Origin of the sequence: Vibrio ostreicida (assembly GCF_013074385.2) — a bacterium.
Classification (GTDB): Bacteria; Pseudomonadota; Gammaproteobacteria; order Enterobacterales; family Vibrionaceae; genus Vibrio; species Vibrio ostreicida.
In genome coordinates this window covers 31196-51319 of sequence record NZ_JABEYA020000013.1, presented here as the reverse complement: position 1 = coordinate 51319, position 20124 = coordinate 31196, and the positions used below count along the sequence as shown (strand labels likewise).

Genomic DNA, 20124 nt, shown 5'->3' with positions numbered 1-20124 from the left:
ATCAAAATTTGGAGTCATTGATAATGCAAAACAAACGTGATTGTTATAACCGCGAAGATCTTATCGCCTCGAGTCAAGGTGAGCTGTTTGGAGAGGGTTATCCACAACTGCCCGCCCCTAATATGCTGATGATGGATCGCATCCCAAAAATGTCAGAAACTGAAGGTGATTTTGGTAAAGGATTGATTATCGCGGAACTCGATATTACTCCAGATCTGTGGTTCTTTGATTGCCATTTCCCTGGAGACCCTGTCATGCCAGGCTGTCTTGGCCTTGATGCGATGTGGCAGCTCGTTGGTTTTTACCTTGGTTGGGTTGGCGGCAAAGGTAAAGGCCGTGCTCTCGGTGTCGGTGAAGTTAAATTTACCGGTCAGATATTGCCAACGGCCAAAAAAGTAACGTATGAAATCCATATGAAACGTGTTGTAAACCGTAAATTAGTAATGGGCCTTGCCGATGGCCGAGTACTTGTTGATGGTAAAGAAATCTATGTTGCGAAAGACTTAAAAGTTGGCCTCTTTCAAGATACATCCTCTTTTTAACGATATTGTTTCGTCTGGCGACTCGGCTGAGTCGCTTTTTTATCACTAAATTTTTAGTTATAGTGCATTAAGGGTTATGATAAAAGCCCCGAAAACGGGGCCTTTATTTTTCCTTATACCGTATGTAGATTATGTCTTTTATTTATAGAGACCAGAGTGTCTATCTTCTCTGGCATCGCGCCAACCACCAAGCCAATTAGATCGAGCTTCCATCTGCTGGTATGGACATGTGTCCGTAGAGCGGCCATTTAGGCCTGCTTTGTATCCCTGAGATTGAGCTCTCTCTAAGCGGTCACGCTTTTGTCTCTTCATAGTGTCGTCCTCATACATAGGTTTTCTAACGTACTACTATTAACTTTTTATGGAGTTTTTGTGACTCCAACATTAAGGATCGATCAAAAAACGGCCTTTCTCAAGTGAAAAAAAAGGAACGGATCCAAAATGTGAACCCGCTCCCTTGCTTAAAATTTAACCTAATTTGGGCTATTTTCTACGGAACCCAAATAAAGCTAATACAATCAAAGCGACGGCGCCAAGTGTGCCCCCCTGACGATCAACTTTTTCCTCGCTAACCCCACGAGCCTGTATATCAGAATTTGTTGCACCATTAATTGGGACCAACTTCACCGCTCTAATTAACTCTGCGCCGGGTATCCCGCCATTACATTTAGAGTTGATGTCCGTTGTATCATATCCGCCTGAACAGTAGTAAGCCGATCCGGAAATAACACCAGCATCATTGATGTCAGTTGCATCAATAATTCGATATTGATTATTCACTGAAGAAACAATGCCGTCATTCGTCAAGTCGTCCAAATACCGAGGGGTATTGTTCAATGGCGCCTTGCCGCTGGTGCTCAATGGCGCAATGAAGGCTCGTTGAGCTCTTGGGCTTCCGCCGTTATTCTCTTTATGGGTGTCATAATCGATCGCACCAACGACTTCATCATAGTTGTTGATCCCACCCGCTTTTCCATTCGCTCCACTAAAGAAAATCGACCCAGAGAACTCTTTGTAACTTGAATTCGGATTGGCGGGATCCGTAATATAAAACAAAGCATTGGCAAACGATTTGTTGATCGCGGTGGCGTATTTGACTTCACCGATCGCAATGCCGTTATTGTTAATTGAAGTTAAAACAGAACTTTGGAAACCATTGTCATTTTGAAAACGACTGACAAAATTGGTTGGAATACTGCCCAATGAAGACAGAGCAAACACTGCAGCGACAGGCCGCTGGTCTGAGTCTGCGTTGTACCCTACCGCGTAGTCGATACTATTGACCGTCGCCAGATCTCTGGCGCTGCCTTGTGGAATGCTGCGATCATCTTCAGCCGCATTAGTGACCCAAGGAATGGTGTGTAGGGTGGTTCCATCCCACACCGCGCCATAGGAATAATAGTCGTTGGTATCATTGGTTGACTGTTTACTGACACTACCGACGTAATAGGTATTGCTACCCGTAACTAATTTGCCCCATACCTTACTTTGATCATAAGTACTGGTATCAAGTGCTGCGTCAGCATAAAACGCCGTTCGGTTCTGAAGTGTGCCACCGTAGTAGGTACCGAGCGCGTTATTAGCGTCAATGAGGCTGTTAACAATGACATTGTTGTTGCTCGACTGTATCTGAGCCCCTTCAATATAAGCAAGCGAGTTGTTGAAAGCCGCGCTTTCTTTGGCATACCCATTGGTGTATTGATTGGTAACCCATTCCTCACACAACTCTCCATTGTAGCCAAGAAAGTTGGAACAATAGGTTTCAAAACCCGTCTTACCCTCTTGAAGTAATTGATAACCTAATGTGTAACGAAAGGGCGCCTCTTCACGGTAGTCAAACCCTTGCTCTGTGAGCTGCTCTTCAAAGGCAATATTATAACTGGTTTGACTACACGTTGTGGTACTCCAACAATCCGCCGTGGCCATTTCAGGGGCAATAGCAGTGCCATAGGTTCTTGCGCTTGAGTCGACGACAGGCTGATAATCATAGACATTGTAGATGGCGGCATTCGCGCCAAAACAAGTCATAACGGCCAAAGAAATCGATGACAATTTAAACGTATTTTTAATCATTATTGGTTAACTTTCCTGTTGCATTGCTTCAAGCTCTTCCCAGCGTTCAAAAGCAACTTCCAGCTCCTGCTCTAACGCAGAAAGCTTATCTAAAATTGGTTGTGTTTGCTCGACGGACTGAGAAAAAAATTCAGGCGAATTGACATGATCCTGCATGGATTCAATCTCGCCCTCTAACGATTCAAGTTTTGCCGGCAACGTCTCTAGTTCGAGCTGCAGTTTATACGAGAGTTTCTTTGGCTTATTCTTTGGCTGAACATTTTTTGAAGATACTTCATCCTTTTTCTCTATATTCGGTGCTTTATCCAACGCTTTGGCTTTTCGGCTCTGTTGCCTTTGTTGCTGAGCATCATGATACCCACCAACAAATTCTTCTATCTGACCATCACCCTCAAATATCCAACTGGTCATGACGGTGTTGTCAACAAACAGGCGATCATGGCTGACAAGCAACAAAGTACCCTGATAATTGGCAAGCAAATCTTCCAAAAGTTCCAAGGTTTCGATGTCCAAATCGTTGGTTGGTTCATCCAAAATCAATAAGTTGTTTGACTTCAGGAAGATACGAGCAAGCAATAACCGATTTTTTTCACCCCCAGATAAGGCCTTAACTGGAGTACGGGCACGTTTAGGGGCGAATAGGAAGTCCTGCAAATAGCTTAATGCGTGGCGTGGCTTTCCACCTACCATGACTTCCTGCTTACCGTCAGCGAGGTTATCAATCACCGATTTTTCCGGATCAAGCATTTCACGATACTGATCAAAATAGGCCACTTCTAGCTTGGTACCACAATGAAGGCGACCTGAATCAGGCACTAATTTACCAAGTAATAGCTTAAGTAAGGTACTCTTACCACAGCCATTAGGGCCAATCAGAGCGATTCTATCGCCTCGCATAATATTAAACGTGAAGTCTTTAACAATAGGCTTCCCTTCTATGCTGTAGCTCAGCTTCTCGGCTTCAAAAACGATTTTGCCCGATCGAGAACCGTCGTCTATCTGGATGTTGGCTTTGCCTTGAACATCGCGGCGGCTCTGGCGCTCTTCTCGCAGCTTTTTCAATGCGCGAACTCGACCTTCATTGCGTGTCCGACGCGCCTTGATCCCTTGTCTGATCCAAACTTCTTCTTGTGCCAGTTTCTTATCAAATTCTGCGTTTTGCATATCTTCAACACGCAAAGCTTCTTCTTTTTCAAGCAAGTAATTGTCGTAACTGCCAGGAAAGGTCGCCAATTGACCACGATCCAGATCCACAATTCGAGTCGCCATTGACTTGATGAAGGCGCGGTCGTGCGAGATAAAAATAATGGAGCCACGAAAGTCTTTCAGGAAGCTTTCCAGCCATTCAATGGTCGTCACATCGAGATGGTTAGTCGGCTCATCAAGTAGCAGTACATCAGGATTCCGTACCAAGGCGCGGGCAAGTGCCGCTTTACGTTGCCAACCACCGGATAATTCGGTTAATTGAGTCTGGCCATCCAATTTCAGGGCTTCTAATACATTTTTGATCCTATCCTCGAAACGCCAAGCGCCTGAGTGATCGAGCTTCTCTTGAATGATCGCAAGCTTATTTATGTTCTTTTCACTCGGATCGATGGCGATAAGATCGAGCTGTTCTTGATAGTTCGTTAATTGTCGGCCAATTTCCGCTAAGCCGCCTGCCACATAGTCAAACACGGTCCCTTCTTGATTACGGGGAGGATCTTGTTCTAACCGTGAAACAACCACATCCTGAGTTATAGTCAGTTTGCCGTCATCCAGCAGAACTTCACCTGCCAACACTTTCATTAATGTTGACTTACCTGCCCCATTTCGGCCGACTAAACACACTCGTTCATTGTCTTGCAAGGCAAAATCCGAATGATCGAGTAGAGGGTGATCGCCGTAGGCTAGCAATCCATTATTTATTGTAAGTAATGCCATTTATTTCTAACCAGTCTTGTAATTCTTGTAAATCAAATGGCCAGTTCAGCTCATTACCATTGCAACTCATTACGGGTATGGTGACACCGTAACGAGTAAACAGTTGATCGTCGAAAGCGATGTCGACAATATCAACCTTGGCAGCGATATTCGCCTGCTGGCAGAGTGTGTAAGCCATCTCACAGAGATGGCACCCTTGAGTACTGTAAAGTAGGATCAAATCTTGGCCTATGATTCCAAATGCGTGACAACCCAACAATTGTGGATATGCTTGTTCCGAGAAAAGTCCAAAGGCAGCGTTTGAGAGGAAATATTTTTAGCACCCAACCCAACTTCCGTCAACGCATCATGATCCATTTTGAACTGGCGTTTATTATTCGAAAATATAATGGTTCCGCCAGGACGCAGTCGTTTCTGCAAACTTGTCATCAGTTGAATATGATCACGCTGAACATCAAAACTTTGTTCCATTCTCTTAGAATTCGAAAACGTTGGGGGATCAATAAAAATCAGATCATACTGTGCTGTAGCGCTCTCTAACCATTGAAGGCAATCACTTTGCACAAACTGATGCTGACGACCAATCTGGCCATTAAGCTTCATGTTTTCTTTTGCCCACTCCAAGTAGGTGTTTGACATATCAACGGTCGTGGTCGATTTTGCTCCGCCGCAAGCAGCATGAACACTGGCGGAACCTGTATAGGCGAAAAGGTTCAGGAAGTCCTTACCCTGAGACAATTCACCGAGTTTGCGACGGGTCAATTTGTGATCGAGGAACAAACCTGTATCAAGATAATCATGGAGATTAATGATCAATTTAACGCCGTATTCGTTAACATGCATGGTTTCCGATTGCTGAGCTAACTTTTGATACTGAGACCGGCCTTTCTGCTTTTCTCGTACTTTCAAAACAACGTTGTTGGCATCCGTACCCGTCACCTGAATAGCTGCCCTTATGATATCGGTAAGACGACGCTTCGCCTTCTCCTCTGGGATATCTTTTGGCGCAGCGTATTCCTGAATGACGAGGTGATCAAGGTAGACATCGATAGCAACATTGTATTCAGGTAAATCCGCATCATAAATACGATAACAATCGAGCCGTTCTTTTTTGGCCCACTTTGCAATTTTGCCAATATTCTTTTTTAGCCGGTTTGAAAAGTCTGGTGCAACAACGGACTCGGTGACCGTGTCACTCTCAGTGTCAGTTGAGCGTTGGGAAATAGCGTAGTTTTTCTGGTGACAGGGTAACGCTCCGTTATTAAGCTTGTATTGCTTCTCTGCTCGCATTCGAAGGCAGCTAAGCAGCTCGTCTGAGCTAGAAAAAATAGACGCACTGCAACCACCAAATTGTTCCTTTAGCTGTGCACCGAATGCGGTATATAAAGCAATCAGGCCAGGATGGGTGCCTAAACGCTCACCATAAGGTGGATTGGAAACAATCACGCCATGTTCAAATTCTGTTGGACGTTTCAGCTGCGCCGCATCGACTTCTTCGAATGAGATTAGCGTATCAACCCCAGCTCGTTTCGCGTTATCACGCGCTGTTTTTAACACGCGGGGATCGTTGTCGTAGCCAAAAAACTTAGCGTCAAGATTTTTGACACCTCGTCGGGCCTGAACTGCCGCTTCAGATTTAACCTCAGCCCAAGTTTCTGGCTCAAAGTCTTCTAGGGATTCAAAGCCCCACTCTGGACGGTTAACGCCAGGTGCCATATTGGCGGCCATCATGGCCGCTTCAATGAGCAATGTACCAGAACCACACATAGGATCTAGGAAAGGTTGACCCACCTGCCAGCCACTACGAAGAATGAGCGCTGCTGCGAGGGTTTCTCTGAGAGGCGCTTTGCCTGCAGCTGAGCGGTAGCCACGCTGATGAAGACCGCCTCCTACCATATCAATGCCTAGAATTGCTTTGTCTTTATGCAATCGGATGTGAACACGAAGATCGGGGCGATCTTTGCTGATCGAAGGTCTTGGTAAATCTCTTTTATTGAAGCAGTCCACTATGGCATCTTTGACTTTCATTGCACCATACTGACTATTTCTAATCTCTCGATTGGTACCATTAAAGTCCACGATAAATTTCTTGGAACTGTGAAACTGGTTAATCCAATTGACAGACGACGTTGCCAGATAAAGGTCCATGTCATCATTACAGGTGAACTCCGAAAGAATTCGTACAAAACGAGAAGCTAACCGACTCCATAAACAACAGCGATAGATTTGTTGATGGGTGGCTTTAAATCTCACACCAGCCTGAACGGGCTTTGCGTCGCTAATTCCGAGTTTTGTCAGCTCTTCCACCAATAGGTTTTCTAGGCCATTAGAGGTAACTGCAAGATATTGATGCATAGTGCTCTTATATTCTTAATAAATGACCCTTGATTATACCTGTCTCGTCATCATTTCGTTAGCCAAATCAGTGTTTATCTTACTCACCATCAATCCAAGTGGTTAAAACACCACCAATCAAAGAAAGTTTGAAAACTTTCATCGTGGCATTACCCCAAGAAATCGGAAGGAATACACCTTAACCAATTTTATTGACCCCAAAGGTTAGTGAATACTTATTCACTCCCAATCTGGACTATACCAAATGAAAATAAATGTGTAATTAAGGAACAGTTTTAGCGTAATAGAGGAATAAATGGCTTATCATCGGCAACGGATGTCTAAAAACAAGGACTTTTTATTGATAGAAAAGTTGAAGATATCGGTAAAATAGAGGTGGCACAGACGATTAATCACTGCCGTTTGATTTAAAACCTTGGAAAGGTAGCACTTGGGTGGAACGATAAACCAGAGAGGTTATCCGACTAAAGCGATAGACGTTGTTTGATTGACGAAGTGAGTATTAGCGATAGACATGCGATCGTGCATGACTTTTATCGCTTGACCAAAGACCAATGATTTAGCGCTGTTGAGGGTAAACGATTGCAAGTTAATGTAGGTGCATAGACTTGCACTCTCTCCTACTTCCAACACCAGAAAGTAACCTTGGCTATTACTGTTGCTTAAGTAAACCACGTCCCCTTCAACTGGGCAGGTTGGGCTCTCTGGCTGACAATCGAAAAACCAGCTTTTAGGCTGCACTGGCTTATGAAAACGCTTGGCAGCGACACAATACAGTGCCAGTTCAGTTCTTCTAGGTTCAGACAGGTCAAGATGAGAGATTTGTTCTTTGTAAATTTGATATGAGCAAGCATCATCAACTGAAAACTCGTTCACACCAATGGCGCAATCGACCATCAATTTCTGGGATAGGTTGGTCTTAAATACCATATCGTCGCCCAGCTCCAACATCAAATGTTGCTCAGCGTCATCATAGTACCAAGTCCATTTGTCACTCGGTTTAAGCATCGTTCCCATCTCACATCAAAGTCAATTTAGCAAATTGTTCTTTGCTATTCCCGCATTTACCAAAATTCTATGCGTTTGGCTTTAAAAAAAAAGAGGAAATGAACATTCATTTCCTCTCAATTTATTAAGGATTAACGTGCTTTATTCATGAGTGACAGCGTCACTAGTGACTATTTAAAGGTTTTTAACGATATTGCTCACTAAACTAGGGCCTTGATAGATAAAGCCAGAATAAACCTGAACAAGTTGAGCACCCGCCAATAACTTCTCTTTTGCCGCAACATATGAATCAATGCCCCCTACCCCTATAATGGGTATCTCTTGGCCAAGCTCTTGATACAGAAGATGGACGACCTGTGTACTCCGTGACTGAACCGGCCTTCCACTTAAGCCGCCAATCTCTTCAGCGTGCTTCATTCCTTTAACCAAAGTTCGGTCTAAGGTTGTATTCGTTGCAATCACGCCATCGATTTTGTTTTTCAGTAACGAACCACTGATCTGGCGGATCTCTTCATCACTAAGATCCGGTGCGATCTTAAGAGCAATTGGAACATATTTACCATGTTCTTCAGTGAGTTGCTGCTGCTTTTGCTTTAACTCTGCTAGTAAGTCATCTAATGCGTCACCGTATTGTAATGACCTTAGCCCGGGAGTATTAGGAGACGAGATATTCACCGCGATATAACCCGCATAGGGATACACCTTTTCCATGCAAATAAGGTAATCTTGAGCGCCACTTTCAATGGGTGTGTCTTTATTTTTGCCAATATTAATTCCGAGTACACAATTGAAATCTGACTTTTTTACGTTATCTATCAGGTTATCGACACCCAAATTATTAAAGCCCATCCGGTTAATAATGCCTTCGGCTTCAACCAAACGAAAGAGGCGCGGTTTATCATTACCCGATTGAGGCCTGGGTGTGACCGTTCCGACTTCTACAAACCCAAATCCCATGGCGTCAAAGGCTTCGATACACTCGCCATTTTTGTCAAGACCGGCAGCAAGACCGACAGCGTTGCGAAATGTGAGGCCCATACATTCCACGGGCCGAGATGGCAACTGTTGCCGATAAAGTAAATCAATGGGAGTACCAGTAAAGCGCTTGAAGTTTTTGATCGCAAGATCATGTGCCTTCTCGGCATCAAGTTGGAAAAAGCCAGATCTGGCTAGACGGTAGAGCATTGTGCCTCCGATAGAAAAAAGCCCCGTATGAACGGGGCTGTATTATTTACTGTTTTGACGAACAATTCAATCGAAACTAACGAACTACTCGTTTGCGGAACAGTTTAAGTTAAGCAACATCAACTCTCTCAACGCGACTGAGAACTTGGCAAATTCATGAACTGAACCCACTTTAAACTCATTTAAGATATTCTCCCAACGATGAAGTGAAACTTCATTGGTTTGGATCCAATCTTCCAACGCTTTCATGACATCCAGATCTTCAGGTGCACAACTGCAACTAAGGACTTGCCCAGTAAGCTGACGCTGTTGCCAATCAAGATCTTCACGGAACGCTGCACGCGCAAGCGCTTGCCAGTAATTATCCACACCCTGACTGTTAATCTGTTTCAGGAACCAGTGAAGCGACAAACGATCACCTAGGTTAAAGTACAGTCTGGCGCTTTGTTCAACAGGTTTACCTTTATCACGCGATACGGTTGAAATATCCAGTACTGAATAGAGACTCGACAACCTTGCGACATAGTTGGCGATATCTGCACTGATCCCCTGCTCTATCCATGCTTGAGCCATTTGGTTGTGTTCTTCAACTTCAGAAGGAACCAACATATCATCGAGCTTAGCTTGAATGGTCTCAACATCACCTTGGTAAAGTTCCACTAGCGCTTTTACGCATTGGCGGCCATTACGGTTACGTAATAACCAACGAGACAATCGACGCTGAGTACGGCGAACATAAAACATCATGTCATACTGAGCGTGAGTCGACGCTTTGTTATCAAGTGCACGTATTGCTGTGAGCACTTTACCTAAGCCGAAGATCTCACGAGATGCCGCATAAGCGTTCGCGATATCGACAACGTGTGCACCGGTCTCTTCTTGCAAACGAGTAACGTAGTTGCAACCCATTTCGTTAACCATTTGGTTCGCGAGTGCGGTTGCGATGATTTCAGCACGCAGCGGATGATTATCCATCTGTTGTTGATAGTTACGGCGTAACTCAGTTGGGAAATAGTTGATCAGCTGTTGCGTATGGTAAGCGTCATTTGAGATATCGTCATGAACCAACTCTTCTTTCAGTACCATCTTACCGTAAGCAACTAATACAGACAGTTCGGGACGTGTCAGTGCTTTACCTAACTTTTCACGTTCAAGTAGTGTTTCATCGTCGGGGATGTGTTCCAAATGGCGATCTAAGTGGCCCGCTTTTTCCAGAGTATGGATAAAACGAATTTGTTCTTTAACTAACGATCTACCTTGCTGCTCAGTGACCGAAATTGATTCCGACTGGCAATAAGCGTCATCTAAAACGATGTCACCGACTTCATCTTCCATGGACTCTAAGATCTTGTTGCGTTGCTTAACGGTTAAATCTCCGTTAGTCACCAAGCCATTGAGAAAGATCTTAATGTTGACTTCATTATCAGAGCAATCTACACCACCCACATTATCAACAAAGTCGGTATTAACACGTCCACCAGTCAGAGCGTATTCAACACGACCTAATTGTGTCATCCCTAAGTTACCACCTTCACCGACGACTTTAGCACGCAAATCTTGGCCATCTATGCGTAAAATATCGTTAGCACGATCACCGACATCAGTATGGGTTTCTTTAGAGGACTTAACATACGTACCAATACCACCGTTCCATAACAGATCGACTTCCATTTTCAGGATCATTTTGATCAGTTCGTTAGGCGGCAACGACGCTTTTTTGGTGCCGATCATTTTTTGGATTTCTGGCGTCAGGGTAATAGACTTCGCTTTACGCGGGAATATGCCCCCACCTTTAGAAATCAGTTTGGTGTTGTAATCTTCCCAGCTTGAGCGAGGTAGTTTAAATAGACGGTCTCGTTCTTTCCAGCTTGATGCTGAGTCTGGATTCGGATCGATGAAAATGTGCATGTGGTTAAAGGCAGCCTGCAAGCGAATATGCTTAGACAGCAGCATACCGTTACCAAAAACATCCCCTGCCATATCACCGACACCCATGGCGGTAAAATCCGTTGTCTGGCAGTCAATGCCCATTTCTCGGAAATGGCGTTTGACAGATTCCCAGCCGCCTTTCGCGGTAATACCCATGGCTTTATGATCATAACCATTGGATCCGCCAGATGCGAATGCATCACCTAACCAAAAGTTGTATTCATCAGAGACTGAATTCGCTAAATCGGAGAAGGTCGCTGTCCCCTTATCCGCAGCAACAACTAAATAAGAATCATCTTCATCATGACGTACCACATTCTTTGGAGGGATGACTTCCCCTTCTAAGATATTGTCTGATACATCGAGTAATGCGCGTATAAAGCGTTTATAACAACGCTGGCCTTCAGCAAAAATCTCATCACGACCACTTAAGGTGTGCTGTCGTTTACAAACGAAACCCCCTTTTGCTCCCACAGGAACGATAACCGTATTTTTAACCTGTTGAGCTTTAACCAAACCCAAGATTTCCGTACGGAAGTCTTCCTGTCGGTCTGACCAACGTAGGCCTCCGCGGGCAACTTTACCGCCACGTAGGTGGACACCTTCAATATCCGGCGCGTACACAAAAATCTCGAATGCCGGAACAGGCTGAGGGATTTCTGGAATTTCTCTTGGCTTCATCTTCAATGCAAGCCACGGTTTTGATTGTTGGTTTTCGTCGACCTGATAGTAGTTGGTTCGATAGGTCGCGGTCATCATTTCCATATAGCGACGAATGATCCGGTCGTCATCAAGACTTTCAACATGATCAAGCTGAGCCATGATCTTGTTAATTCGTTCCGTTTGTCCTTTTTGGCTTCCCTTGAACTTGGGATCAAAACGTTTGGAAAACAAATCGACAAGCCCTTTCGCCAATTCAGGGTAATGGCTGAGCGTTTCTTCTATATAGTGCTGGCTGAATGGGAACCCGACCTGACGCATGTATCTGGCATACGCACGAAGAATAGAGATCTCTCTTCCTGTTAGCGAGGCGCCGAGAACCAAACGGTTGAAACCATCACTTTCCAACTCACCTGCCCATATATCAGCGAAAGCGTGTTGGAAACGATCTCTCGCTTCACGAAGATCAACACTCTTTTCACTTTTGTGAAGCATCGAGAAGTCAAGGATCCAATAAACCTGACCATTGGCTTTGCGCACTTCATAAGGTGATTCACCAATAACTCGTAAACCAAGATTTTCAAGCATCGGCATGACGTCCGACAAGTGAATAGGTTCATCACGATGATACAGTTTGAGTTTGACGGACTTCGAATCAGCGCCAAGTTCTTGAGGGCGATAAAACAACATTGCAAGTTTGTTGTCATCGCTCAATCCCTCAAGGCGTTCAATATCCGCAACGGCCGAACCCGGCATCACATCCTCTTTATAGGAGCGAGGGAATGCGCGCAAATATTCTTTTGATAGAGGGAGACCTTTACTTTCACCCAAATTTGCTACGATCGCGTCAGAGAGGCGATCGTCCCAGGTTGAGGATGCTTCCATTAAATTTTGCTCAATCGTTTTTACGTTGACGTCTAAATTATTGTTATCAATTCGGACAATGTAATGTGTTCTCGCCAGCGGGCTCTCTGAAAAGTAAGTGGTAAATTCAACTTCCTGATCACAACCAAAATATTGTTTTAAAATCCGCTGTGTCTGGCGACGGAGTTCTGTGTTGTAACGATCTTTAGTCACATACACCATGCAGCTAAAGAAGCGGCCAAACGGGTCTTTGCGTACAAAGAGTCGCAACATGTCGCGGTCTTGCATCTGGACCACACCCATCCCAACTTCCAGCAATTCTTCTTCTTTCGCTTGCAGTAACTCATCCCTCGGGTAGTTCTCTAAGATGTTATGCAGCGCTTTGTAAGAGTATGACCCCTCTCGGTATCCGCTGGCGGATAGGATACGTTCCACTTTTTCGCGAATAAGTGGGATGCTTTCAACACTTTGATTGTAGACAGCAGACGTGTACAGACCGGTAAAGCGATGCTCACCAATAACCCGACCGTTTTTATCAAATTTCTTAATGCCAATGTAATCGGTATACGCTGGACGGTGAATTCTTGACGGTGTATTACCTTTGGTCAAAATAAGCAAAAATGGCTTCTGTGCTTCGAGACGTGCCGAATCTGGAAAGTCTGAAAGTTTCACACTACGAACACGATCAGCGTTGGCAAACAAACCCAGACCTTTTTCTTTGGTCGGCCTAAGCTCCGTGTCACCATCTACGCTCACTAAGTCGTATTCTTTGTACCCCATGAACGTGAAGTTGTGGTCACCTAACCACCGCAGAAACTTGATCGTTTCTTCATAGCGATCACGCTCAACTTCGACCTTACCCTGTTGCGCCTCAACTTGATTAGTCACATCTTCAAGTTTTTCAACCATCAACAACCAATCGTGGACCACCAGCGACGTGTCGGTAAGAATTTTAAGTAATTCGTCCTTAAGAGAAACCATGGTGTCTTTCGCACTCAGGCGATCAACTTCAATATGGAACAGAGACTGAAGAATCCCTTCTCCTCCGTTTATACTGGCAATTTGCCCTTTCTTATCGCGTTCAATCTGTGTAGGGCCATGAAGCATAAGATGGGAGGCTAAATCTAGACGGCTTAATGCCATTTTCACTGAATCAACCAAGAATGGGCTGTCTGGGACGACGATTTCTACAATGGTGTGCGTAGATTGCCAGCCCTGTCGACTGACAGTCGGGTTGAACACTCTCACCGATACATCATTGGCTTTCTTCTCATTGATATGATGCCAAAGACTGATTACCGCACCATAAAGATCGGATTCGTTTCTTTCGACTAGGTCATCTTGAGAGATATTACCGAAAAGATGCTGGGCAAGCTGAGTGACTAAAGGTTGATGAGCAAGCTCGAGTTTGTCTTGAATAAGCTGGTAGACCTTTTCAAGAAGAACCGGCATCAGAGTTTCACGCGCGGTCATAATCACACTCCACAATTAGAATTGTATATATATTTTGGGGGATGTTGTAAGCATAGTGCTTTACACGGGTAACGCCGCCTTATTGTAAAAGCTTTATTGACAAATAGTTAATTCTTTTAAGAGTGGTAAGAGGTGAAATGTTTAAGAATGTGACTAATGTACTATTTAAACTCCTATAAAATCAGGTGTTCACAGAACTTCCAACTTTATAAACTTGTTGTTTTGGTCAGTTGTTAAACGAAAGCGTCCTTTTAAGCCAATTTGACTAAGAAATGGCCGGAATCGAGAAGCGGGTAATTGAAGCCGTAACCCTTGATCTGTGATGGCGAGAACATGGCTTGCCGCACCACTGTAGTGCGCAATGAAAGATTGGTAAGAAATATTGAGAGTAAAATAGTAATGCTTCATCAAAAGTGATTAAAAAAGTAACGATTCTATTGTTAGCACAAAAGTACTGTATAAATAAACAGTAGCACGTGCAGTACTACTGTTTCATACGCTGCTGCCGACCTAAGCTTCGAGGGCTTTGTTAACCTTCTCGAACAAATCTTTCGCTAAGCCATCCATTGATTTTAGTGTCTCAAGCTCTGCCTTAATAAGCAATTGACGATCGTGATCATATCGACGAAATTTGAGCAAAGGATCAATCAAACGTGAAGCAACCTGCGGATTACTGTGGTTCAGTTCCCTTAGTATTTCACCCGCAAATCGATAGCCATGTCCAGACTTAGCGTGAAAGTTCACCGGATTCATATTAACAAATGAACCGATCAGGCTGCGTGTACGATTGGGGTTTTTCAAGCTAAAGGCTGAATGTTGCATTGTCTGCTGAATCACAGATAACGCATTTTCCGCTGGATTCATTCCTTGCAACGCAAACCATTTATCCATCACTAAACCATCATGTTTCCACTGAGCACTGTAATCCGCCATCAAGGTTTCACGACAGGCAAGTTGAGCGCTATTTGCAGCACTCATTGCCGCCATGGTATCTGTCATGTTATTGGCATCAAAATACTGCTGCTCAACGAGTTCATTACCTCTTTGAGTATAAGCAAGATACGCTAACGCGGTATTTCGTAACGAGCGTTGACCGATAGATGCATGGTCAACCATGTAATCAGCTTGCTTTAAGCTGAAGTATAACGCGCTCAATTCATCTTCAAGCTCAGTGGCTAATTTAACTTTGATGGCTTTAAGTACACTGGCAATCGCATCCACATCAACCTGTTTATACCAACCGGACACTTCGTTATGACTTGGCAGCGCCATCATTTCGGCAATAAAAGCAGGCTCTAAGCGATCCGAAAGAAGGACACCACGGAATGCGTCGATCAGCAAAGGTGACAGTGTAACTTCTTGTCCGCTCTGAACAGCCTCTACATTGCTACGAATATATTTCGCTAACAGTATTTGGCCAGCATCCCAACGCGCAAAGTCATTACGTGCATGGATCATAAGGAACGCCAACTCATCATCACTGTAGTGATAGTCTAATTTTACTGGTGCAGAAAATTCGCGGAATAAAGAAGGAATGGGCTCTTCAGAAACATTCTCAAATACGAACGTTTGATGGTTTTCAGTGACATTGAGTACATGATTTACCCCCTCTCCATTACAGCGTAACTCGATAATATCACCGTTAGCAGTGTACAGTTCCACATCAAATGGAATGTGTAACGCTTGCTTTTGCTCTTGATCATGAGTTGGTTCCGTCATTTGAGAGACGGTTAAAGAATACGTTTGCTCTGTCGCATTGTATTCACTCGTGACAGACACCGTCGGCGTGCCAGACTGGCTATACCAAAGCCTGAACTGATTCAAATCAACGCCGGATGCCTGTTCCATTGCAGCAACAAAATCTTCACACGTGGCAGCCGTACCATCATGCCGCTCAAAATACAGCTTCATGCCGCTTTGAAATCGTTCTTCACCCAAGAGTGTGTGCATCATTCTGATCACTTCACTGCCCTTTTCATAGACTGTCAGGGTATAAAAGTTATTCATTTCTATAACTTGCTCAGGCCGGATCGGGTGTGACATTGGACTGGCGTCTTCTGCAAACTGAGGGCCACGAATGATACGTACGTTATTGATCCGATTCACCGCTCGAGATCCTAAGTCAGAAGAGAACTCCTGATCACGAAATACCGTTAATCCTTCTTTAAGGCTGAGTTGGAACCAATCTCGGCAAGTGACTCTGTTACCCGTCCAGTTGTGGAAATATTCGTGCCCAATCACGGCTTCGATACCAAGATAATCGGTATCGGTTGCCGTTTTCTCATTGGCCAGCACAAATTTGGAATTAAAGATGTTAAGACCTTTGTTTTCCATCGCCCCCATATTAAAGAAATCAACGGCGACTATCATATAGATATCGAGATCGTACTCGAGACCAAAGCGCTCTTCATCCCAGTTCATTGAGTTGATAAGCGATGTCATCGCGTGTGGTGCTCTATCCAAATTGCCTTTATCAACAAAAATTTCTAACTCGATGTTACGCCCAGATTTGGTTACGTAGGTATCACTAAGTACATCAAAATCGCCTGCAACCAATGCAAAGAGATAGGCGGGTTTCGGATGAGGGTCTTGCCATTGTACCCAATGACGCCCCCCTTCAAGTTCACCTTGACTCATCCGATTGCCATTACTCAACAAAAATGGGTATTCCTTTTTATCGGCAATGACCTTAGTCGTGAACTTTGCCAACACATCTGGCCGGTCCAAATAGTATGTGATGCGACGGAAACCTTCTGCTTCACACTGTGTACAAAACGCGCCTCCCGACTTATACAGCCCTTCAAGTGCTGTATTTTCTTCTGGGTTGATTTCCGTAACAATCTCTAGGGTAAACGCTTGTGGCAACGAGGAGATAATGAGAACGCCTTCATGTTCTTCAAATCGTGTCCACACTTCATTGTTCACCTGAATACTCACCAATTTCAGATTCTCTCCATCAAGTGTCAACGTCGATTGGTCTCCCAATTGATGGATCTGTGAGGTAGCAGTAACCGTCGTAGACTGGTCGTGCAAATCAAATGTTAAGTCAATCGCTGATATTTGATGTGATGGCGGTGTATAGTCTTTGCGGTATTTGGCTTGAGGGGTATGTGCCATGTCTGAATCCTTCTGACGGTAGAGAATAACAGGACGGTTACACTGGGTTATAACAGATCGTCCCTTATCAATTGGCTGCTAGCTTACCTCTACACCATTAAAAAAACGAGGCATGATGTCTCAATACCTCGCTTTTCAAAGATGTTTTAATTCAAACGGAATCTGTTTGGTTAGATCATCACCAATAATATCCTAGGTCATCTGACTCGATTCAATACCGCATACATCGAGCCTTCTTCCATCTCAAGTGTCAGGATGTCGCTATTAAGACTGTATTTTGTCTCATGCTCTCCGTGTTCATACAGAAGCACGAGGTGCTCGCCCTCTGTATAGTAAACACCTTTATGTACCGCTTCATCACCTTGATCATTACTCACTCTAAACATAAACACAAAGTCAGGTTGCAAAATGAGGTCGACTTGCTGGACCTTACTGTGAACGATATCCTCTCCTCCCAGCTGATCGCTGGACCACATCCCAGCGAGAGAGTTTGAGAGAGCTTTAGTAAAGGTGACGCCATTGAGATTGAGCATATTATGATTACTGCTGTAGTCATAGATCTGAGGCTCTGATGTGTTAACACCCAGAATCAGGGTATCATCATTGGCGGCATACCCTCCTTCCCAGTGATCAACAGAGTAGTCTCTTTTTTGAATGTCTATTTTGAAGCTGTAGTTAGAATCGAGACTGAGCTTAATGGCTAAAAAGTTTTCTTCTGATTGCTCTGGGTTTGGATTAACAAGGTACCAATCACCCAGCAAAAAAGGCTGGTCAAACTGGGTCAAATCTCGATTGTCTCTTATTTCATTAGCAAATGCCGCCAAGCTAAAGCAAGCAAATAAAAACGTAAACCACTTCATAGCACGCCCTCACTCTTTTATTTAAGCGTAGGTGCCGATGCCCAATTAAGCGAAATTTTTTGATCTGTATCACGTCATAGTGACGAACAAAAAAGCGAGCCATCAAAGGGCTCGCTTTTATCTGTATGATTTTAGTTTATTTCAAACTATCAACCGTAATCGCTACCGCTTCATCCAAGTAGACATCCGGTCTCTCGTAATCTTTCGGTACGTCATCTAACGTAGTGAATGGCTCTGCATCCTTTGCTTTCTGACGCAAGTTTATGCGTTGCAAACGCAATTTATCTGCATCGTCGCTTTCCTGCTTTCGCACTTTCTCATTCAAAGACAATGTGTTGTCGTCTTTGTCAGCTTTATACTGAGCGATATCTTCAGCAATGAACTGAAATTCTAGATCGTCAGCAATACGTGCCTGATGCTGGGTATTAAGCATGGCGATCTGCTTTTCGTTACGCTGTAACACCTGATACTTTGCTTTGGCTATCCTGTCCCAAGGCAATGCATTATCTTCAACACTTTCACCCGTTTCATCAGGATCAATCAGGGTTGGGAAAGCAATATCCGGTTTAACACCTTTAAGCTGTGTGCTACCACCATCAATCCGATAGAATTTTTGTATGGTATATTGAACTGCGCCCAACTGTTTATCGAACAAATCGAACAGCTTGCTCAGCCTCAAATGTTGTTGCACCGTTCCCTTACCAAATGAGTTCTCACCTAAGATAATCGCGCGGCCGTAATCTTGCAGTGCGGCAGCGAATATTTCTGACGCGGAAGCACTGTTGCGATTAATCAATACCGTCATAGGGCCATCGTAGCTAAGCTTGTCGTCAAAATCTCCTTTGACATTGATTCGACCGTAGCTGTCACGTACCTGAACAACGGGCCCGCTTGCAATGAACAATCCCGTCAGGGCAGACGCTTCCGTCAACGCACCTCCACCATTATTACGCAGATCAACCACAATACCATCAACTTGTTGTTGTTTAAGCTCAGCTAATAACTGATCGGTATCTTTGGCAAGTCCAACATAAAAGCTAGGCACTGAAAGGACACCTATCTTTTTGTCACCGCGTTCAATCACTTCAGATTTAACGGCACGATCTTCAAGACGGATCTTATCTCGGACGATCGTAATAACATCCGCTTTGGCATCCTTACCTTCAGACAAAATTTGCAGGTAAACCTTAGTGCCTTTTGGCCCTTTGATAAGCTTAACAACATCATCAAGGCGCCATCCGATAACATCAACGATGTCTTCTTTATCTTGGCCCACACCGATAATCTTGTCTCCTTCCGCGAGTTGCTTACTGTTAGAAGCAGGACCTCCCACAACAAGTGAACGAATGACCGTATAATCATCTGTCATCTGCAACACAGCACCGATCCCTTCCAATGAGAGATTCATATCGGTTTGGAACTTTTCTGCGCTCTGAGGAGAAAGATAAGTGGTATGAGGGTCGATTGCCCGGGTAAAGGCATTCATGTAAAGCTGAAAGGCATCTTCGTTATGAGTTTGGCTAAGGCGTTTCAACGCATTATTGTAACGTTTCCCCAAAACTTCTTTAATGGCTGGCCAATCTTTCCCAGCAAGTTTTAGGTTCAAAGCGTCATACTTAACGCGCTTTCTCCAAAGTTCATCGAGCTCCGCAGTATCTTTGGCCCATGGCATCTCTCGGCGATCAAGTTCAACACTTTCATCGACCTTAAAATCCATCTCTTTGTCGAGTAGAGATAAAGCGTAGGCAAATCGTTCATAACGACGTTTCATTGAAGCGTTATAGAGGTCAAAAGCGATTTGAGTTTGACCAGACTTGAGCTGGTCATCAATACCTGATGACCACTTTTTGAACGAGTCGATATCAACTTGGGTAAACACATTGCGACTGTAATCCAGTGACTCAACGTAGCGCCAGAAGATTTTCTGTGAGAAGGCATCGTTGAGCTTTATGTGCTTGTAATGCGAGCTTGTTAGCTTATCTTCAACACGTTTACTTGCCGTAATATATTGAGTTTCTGGGACAAGGACAGGTAAGTCCTCAAGATTGATTTTTGCTTCAAGAGCATTCGCTATGGGTGCTGCTAGCAAGAGGCTAGCAGCAATCAGCGACAGTTTTGAACGGCATTTCATGCTT

13 protein-coding genes are annotated in these 20124 nt (G+C 44.2%); 1 reads left to right on the top strand and 12 read right to left on the bottom strand.

Annotation, left to right across the window (positions count from 1 at the left end; translation table 11 throughout):
• Nucleotides 1-23 precede the first annotated feature (23 nt).
• On the top strand, nt 24-542 hold the full coding sequence (fabA, locus tag HLM86_RS15170; RefSeq protein ID WP_076588027.1) for a bifunctional 3-hydroxydecanoyl-ACP dehydratase/trans-2-decenoyl-ACP isomerase: 519 nt from the start codon (nt 24-26) through the stop codon (nt 540-542).
• A 138-nt stretch (nt 543-680) separates the two neighbouring features.
• Here the strand turns inward: fabA and rmf are convergent, their stop codons facing one another.
• The 12 genes from rmf to prc all read right to left on the bottom strand — a co-directional run bounded on the left by rmf (nt 681) and on the right by prc (nt 20120).
• Nucleotides 681-854 carry a ribosome modulation factor gene (gene rmf, locus HLM86_RS15165; RefSeq protein WP_076588132.1) on the bottom strand — a complete coding sequence of 58 codons (174 nt, stop codon included), beginning with the start codon at nt 852-854 and terminating at the stop codon, nt 681-683.
• A gap of 171 nt (nt 855-1025) precedes the next feature.
• On the bottom strand, nt 1026-2615 hold the full coding sequence (locus HLM86_RS15160; protein WP_076588029.1) for a DUF3466 family protein: 1590 nt from the start codon (nt 2613-2615) through the stop codon (nt 1026-1028).
• A gap of 6 nt (nt 2616-2621) precedes the next feature.
• Complete coding sequence (locus HLM86_RS15155) at nt 2622-4538, bottom strand: ABC transporter ATP-binding protein (protein WP_170883609.1); 1917 nt, start codon at nt 4536-4538, stop codon at nt 2622-2624.
• Entirely contained in the window at nt 4516-4758 is a 243-nt protein-coding gene (locus tag HLM86_RS15150; RefSeq protein ID WP_076588134.1) for a glutaredoxin family protein, read from the bottom strand. Before HLM86_RS15150 ends, HLM86_RS15155 begins: the two co-directional genes overlap by 23 nt.
• Before the next feature lie 8 nt (nt 4759-4766).
• Nucleotides 4767-6893, bottom strand: coding sequence for a bifunctional 23S rRNA (guanine(2069)-N(7))-methyltransferase RlmK/23S rRNA (guanine(2445)-N(2))-methyltransferase RlmL (gene rlmKL / locus HLM86_RS15145; RefSeq protein ID WP_076588034.1), 2127 nt, complete (start codon nt 6891-6893; stop codon nt 4767-4769).
• Nucleotides 6894-7349: 456 nt separating this feature from the next.
• Nucleotides 7350-7901: a cell division protein ZapC gene (locus HLM86_RS15140; protein WP_076588036.1), complete on the bottom strand. Its 552-nt coding sequence runs from the start codon at nt 7899-7901 to the stop codon at nt 7350-7352.
• A 174-nt stretch (nt 7902-8075) separates the two neighbouring features.
• On the bottom strand, nt 8076-9086 hold the full coding sequence (gene pyrD / locus HLM86_RS15135; RefSeq protein ID WP_170883608.1) for a quinone-dependent dihydroorotate dehydrogenase: 1011 nt from the start codon (nt 9084-9086) through the stop codon (nt 8076-8078).
• A gap of 84 nt (nt 9087-9170) precedes the next feature.
• Complete coding sequence (locus HLM86_RS15130; RefSeq protein ID WP_076588041.1) at nt 9171-14012, bottom strand: NAD-glutamate dehydrogenase; 4842 nt, start codon at nt 14010-14012, stop codon at nt 9171-9173.
• A gap of 189 nt (nt 14013-14201) precedes the next feature.
• A complete protein-coding gene (locus tag HLM86_RS15125) occupies nt 14202-14420 on the bottom strand; it encodes a DUF2835 domain-containing protein (RefSeq protein WP_076588043.1) in 219 nt (72 codons plus the stop codon).
• A gap of 102 nt (nt 14421-14522) precedes the next feature.
• Complete coding sequence (pepN, locus tag HLM86_RS15120) at nt 14523-17129, bottom strand: aminopeptidase N (RefSeq protein ID WP_170883607.1); 2607 nt, start codon at nt 17127-17129, stop codon at nt 14523-14525.
• Nucleotides 17130-17326: 197 nt separating this feature from the next.
• On the bottom strand, nt 17327-17989 hold the full coding sequence (locus HLM86_RS15115) for a hypothetical protein (protein ID WP_076588047.1): 663 nt from the start codon (nt 17987-17989) through the stop codon (nt 17327-17329).
• Nucleotides 17990-18125: 136 nt separating this feature from the next.
• A complete protein-coding gene (gene prc / locus HLM86_RS15110; protein WP_076588049.1) occupies nt 18126-20120 on the bottom strand; it encodes a carboxy terminal-processing peptidase in 1995 nt (664 codons plus the stop codon).
• Between the last annotated feature and the right edge of the window lie 4 nt (nt 20121-20124).

What these genes read in the sequence shown, in the direction of transcription:
- HLM86_RS15160 (WP_076588029.1), bottom strand. Translation starts at nt 2,615, where the DNA reads ATGATTAAAAATACGTTTAAATTGTCATCGATTTCTTTGGCCGTTATG.
- HLM86_RS15125 (WP_076588043.1), bottom strand. Translation starts at nt 14,420, where the DNA reads ATGAAGCATTACTATTTTACTCTCAATATTTCTTACCAATCTTTCATT.
- fabA (WP_076588027.1), top strand. Translation starts at nt 24, where the DNA reads ATGCAAAACAAACGTGATTGTTATAACCGCGAAGATCTTATCGCCTCG.
- pepN (WP_170883607.1), bottom strand. Translation starts at nt 17,129, where the DNA reads ATGGCACATACCCCTCAAGCCAAATACCGCAAAGACTATACACCGCCA.
- rmf (WP_076588132.1), bottom strand. Translation starts at nt 854, where the DNA reads ATGAAGAGACAAAAGCGTGACCGCTTAGAGAGAGCTCAATCTCAGGGA.
- HLM86_RS15155 (WP_170883609.1), bottom strand. Translation starts at nt 4,538, where the DNA reads ATGGCATTACTTACAATAAATAATGGATTGCTAGCCTACGGCGATCAC.
- HLM86_RS15115 (WP_076588047.1), bottom strand. Translation starts at nt 17,989, where the DNA reads ATGAAGTGGTTTACGTTTTTATTTGCTTGCTTTAGCTTGGCGGCATTT.
- HLM86_RS15140 (WP_076588036.1), bottom strand. Translation starts at nt 7,901, where the DNA reads ATGCTTAAACCGAGTGACAAATGGACTTGGTACTATGATGACGCTGAG.
- pyrD (WP_170883608.1), bottom strand. Translation starts at nt 9,086, where the DNA reads ATGCTCTACCGTCTAGCCAGATCTGGCTTTTTCCAACTTGATGCCGAG.
- HLM86_RS15130 (WP_076588041.1), bottom strand. Translation starts at nt 14,012, where the DNA reads ATGACCGCGCGTGAAACTCTGATGCCGGTTCTTCTTGAAAAGGTCTAC.
- prc (WP_076588049.1), bottom strand. Translation starts at nt 20,120, where the DNA reads ATGAAATGCCGTTCAAAACTGTCGCTGATTGCTGCTAGCCTCTTGCTA.
- rlmKL (WP_076588034.1), bottom strand. Translation starts at nt 6,893, where the DNA reads ATGCATCAATATCTTGCAGTTACCTCTAATGGCCTAGAAAACCTATTG.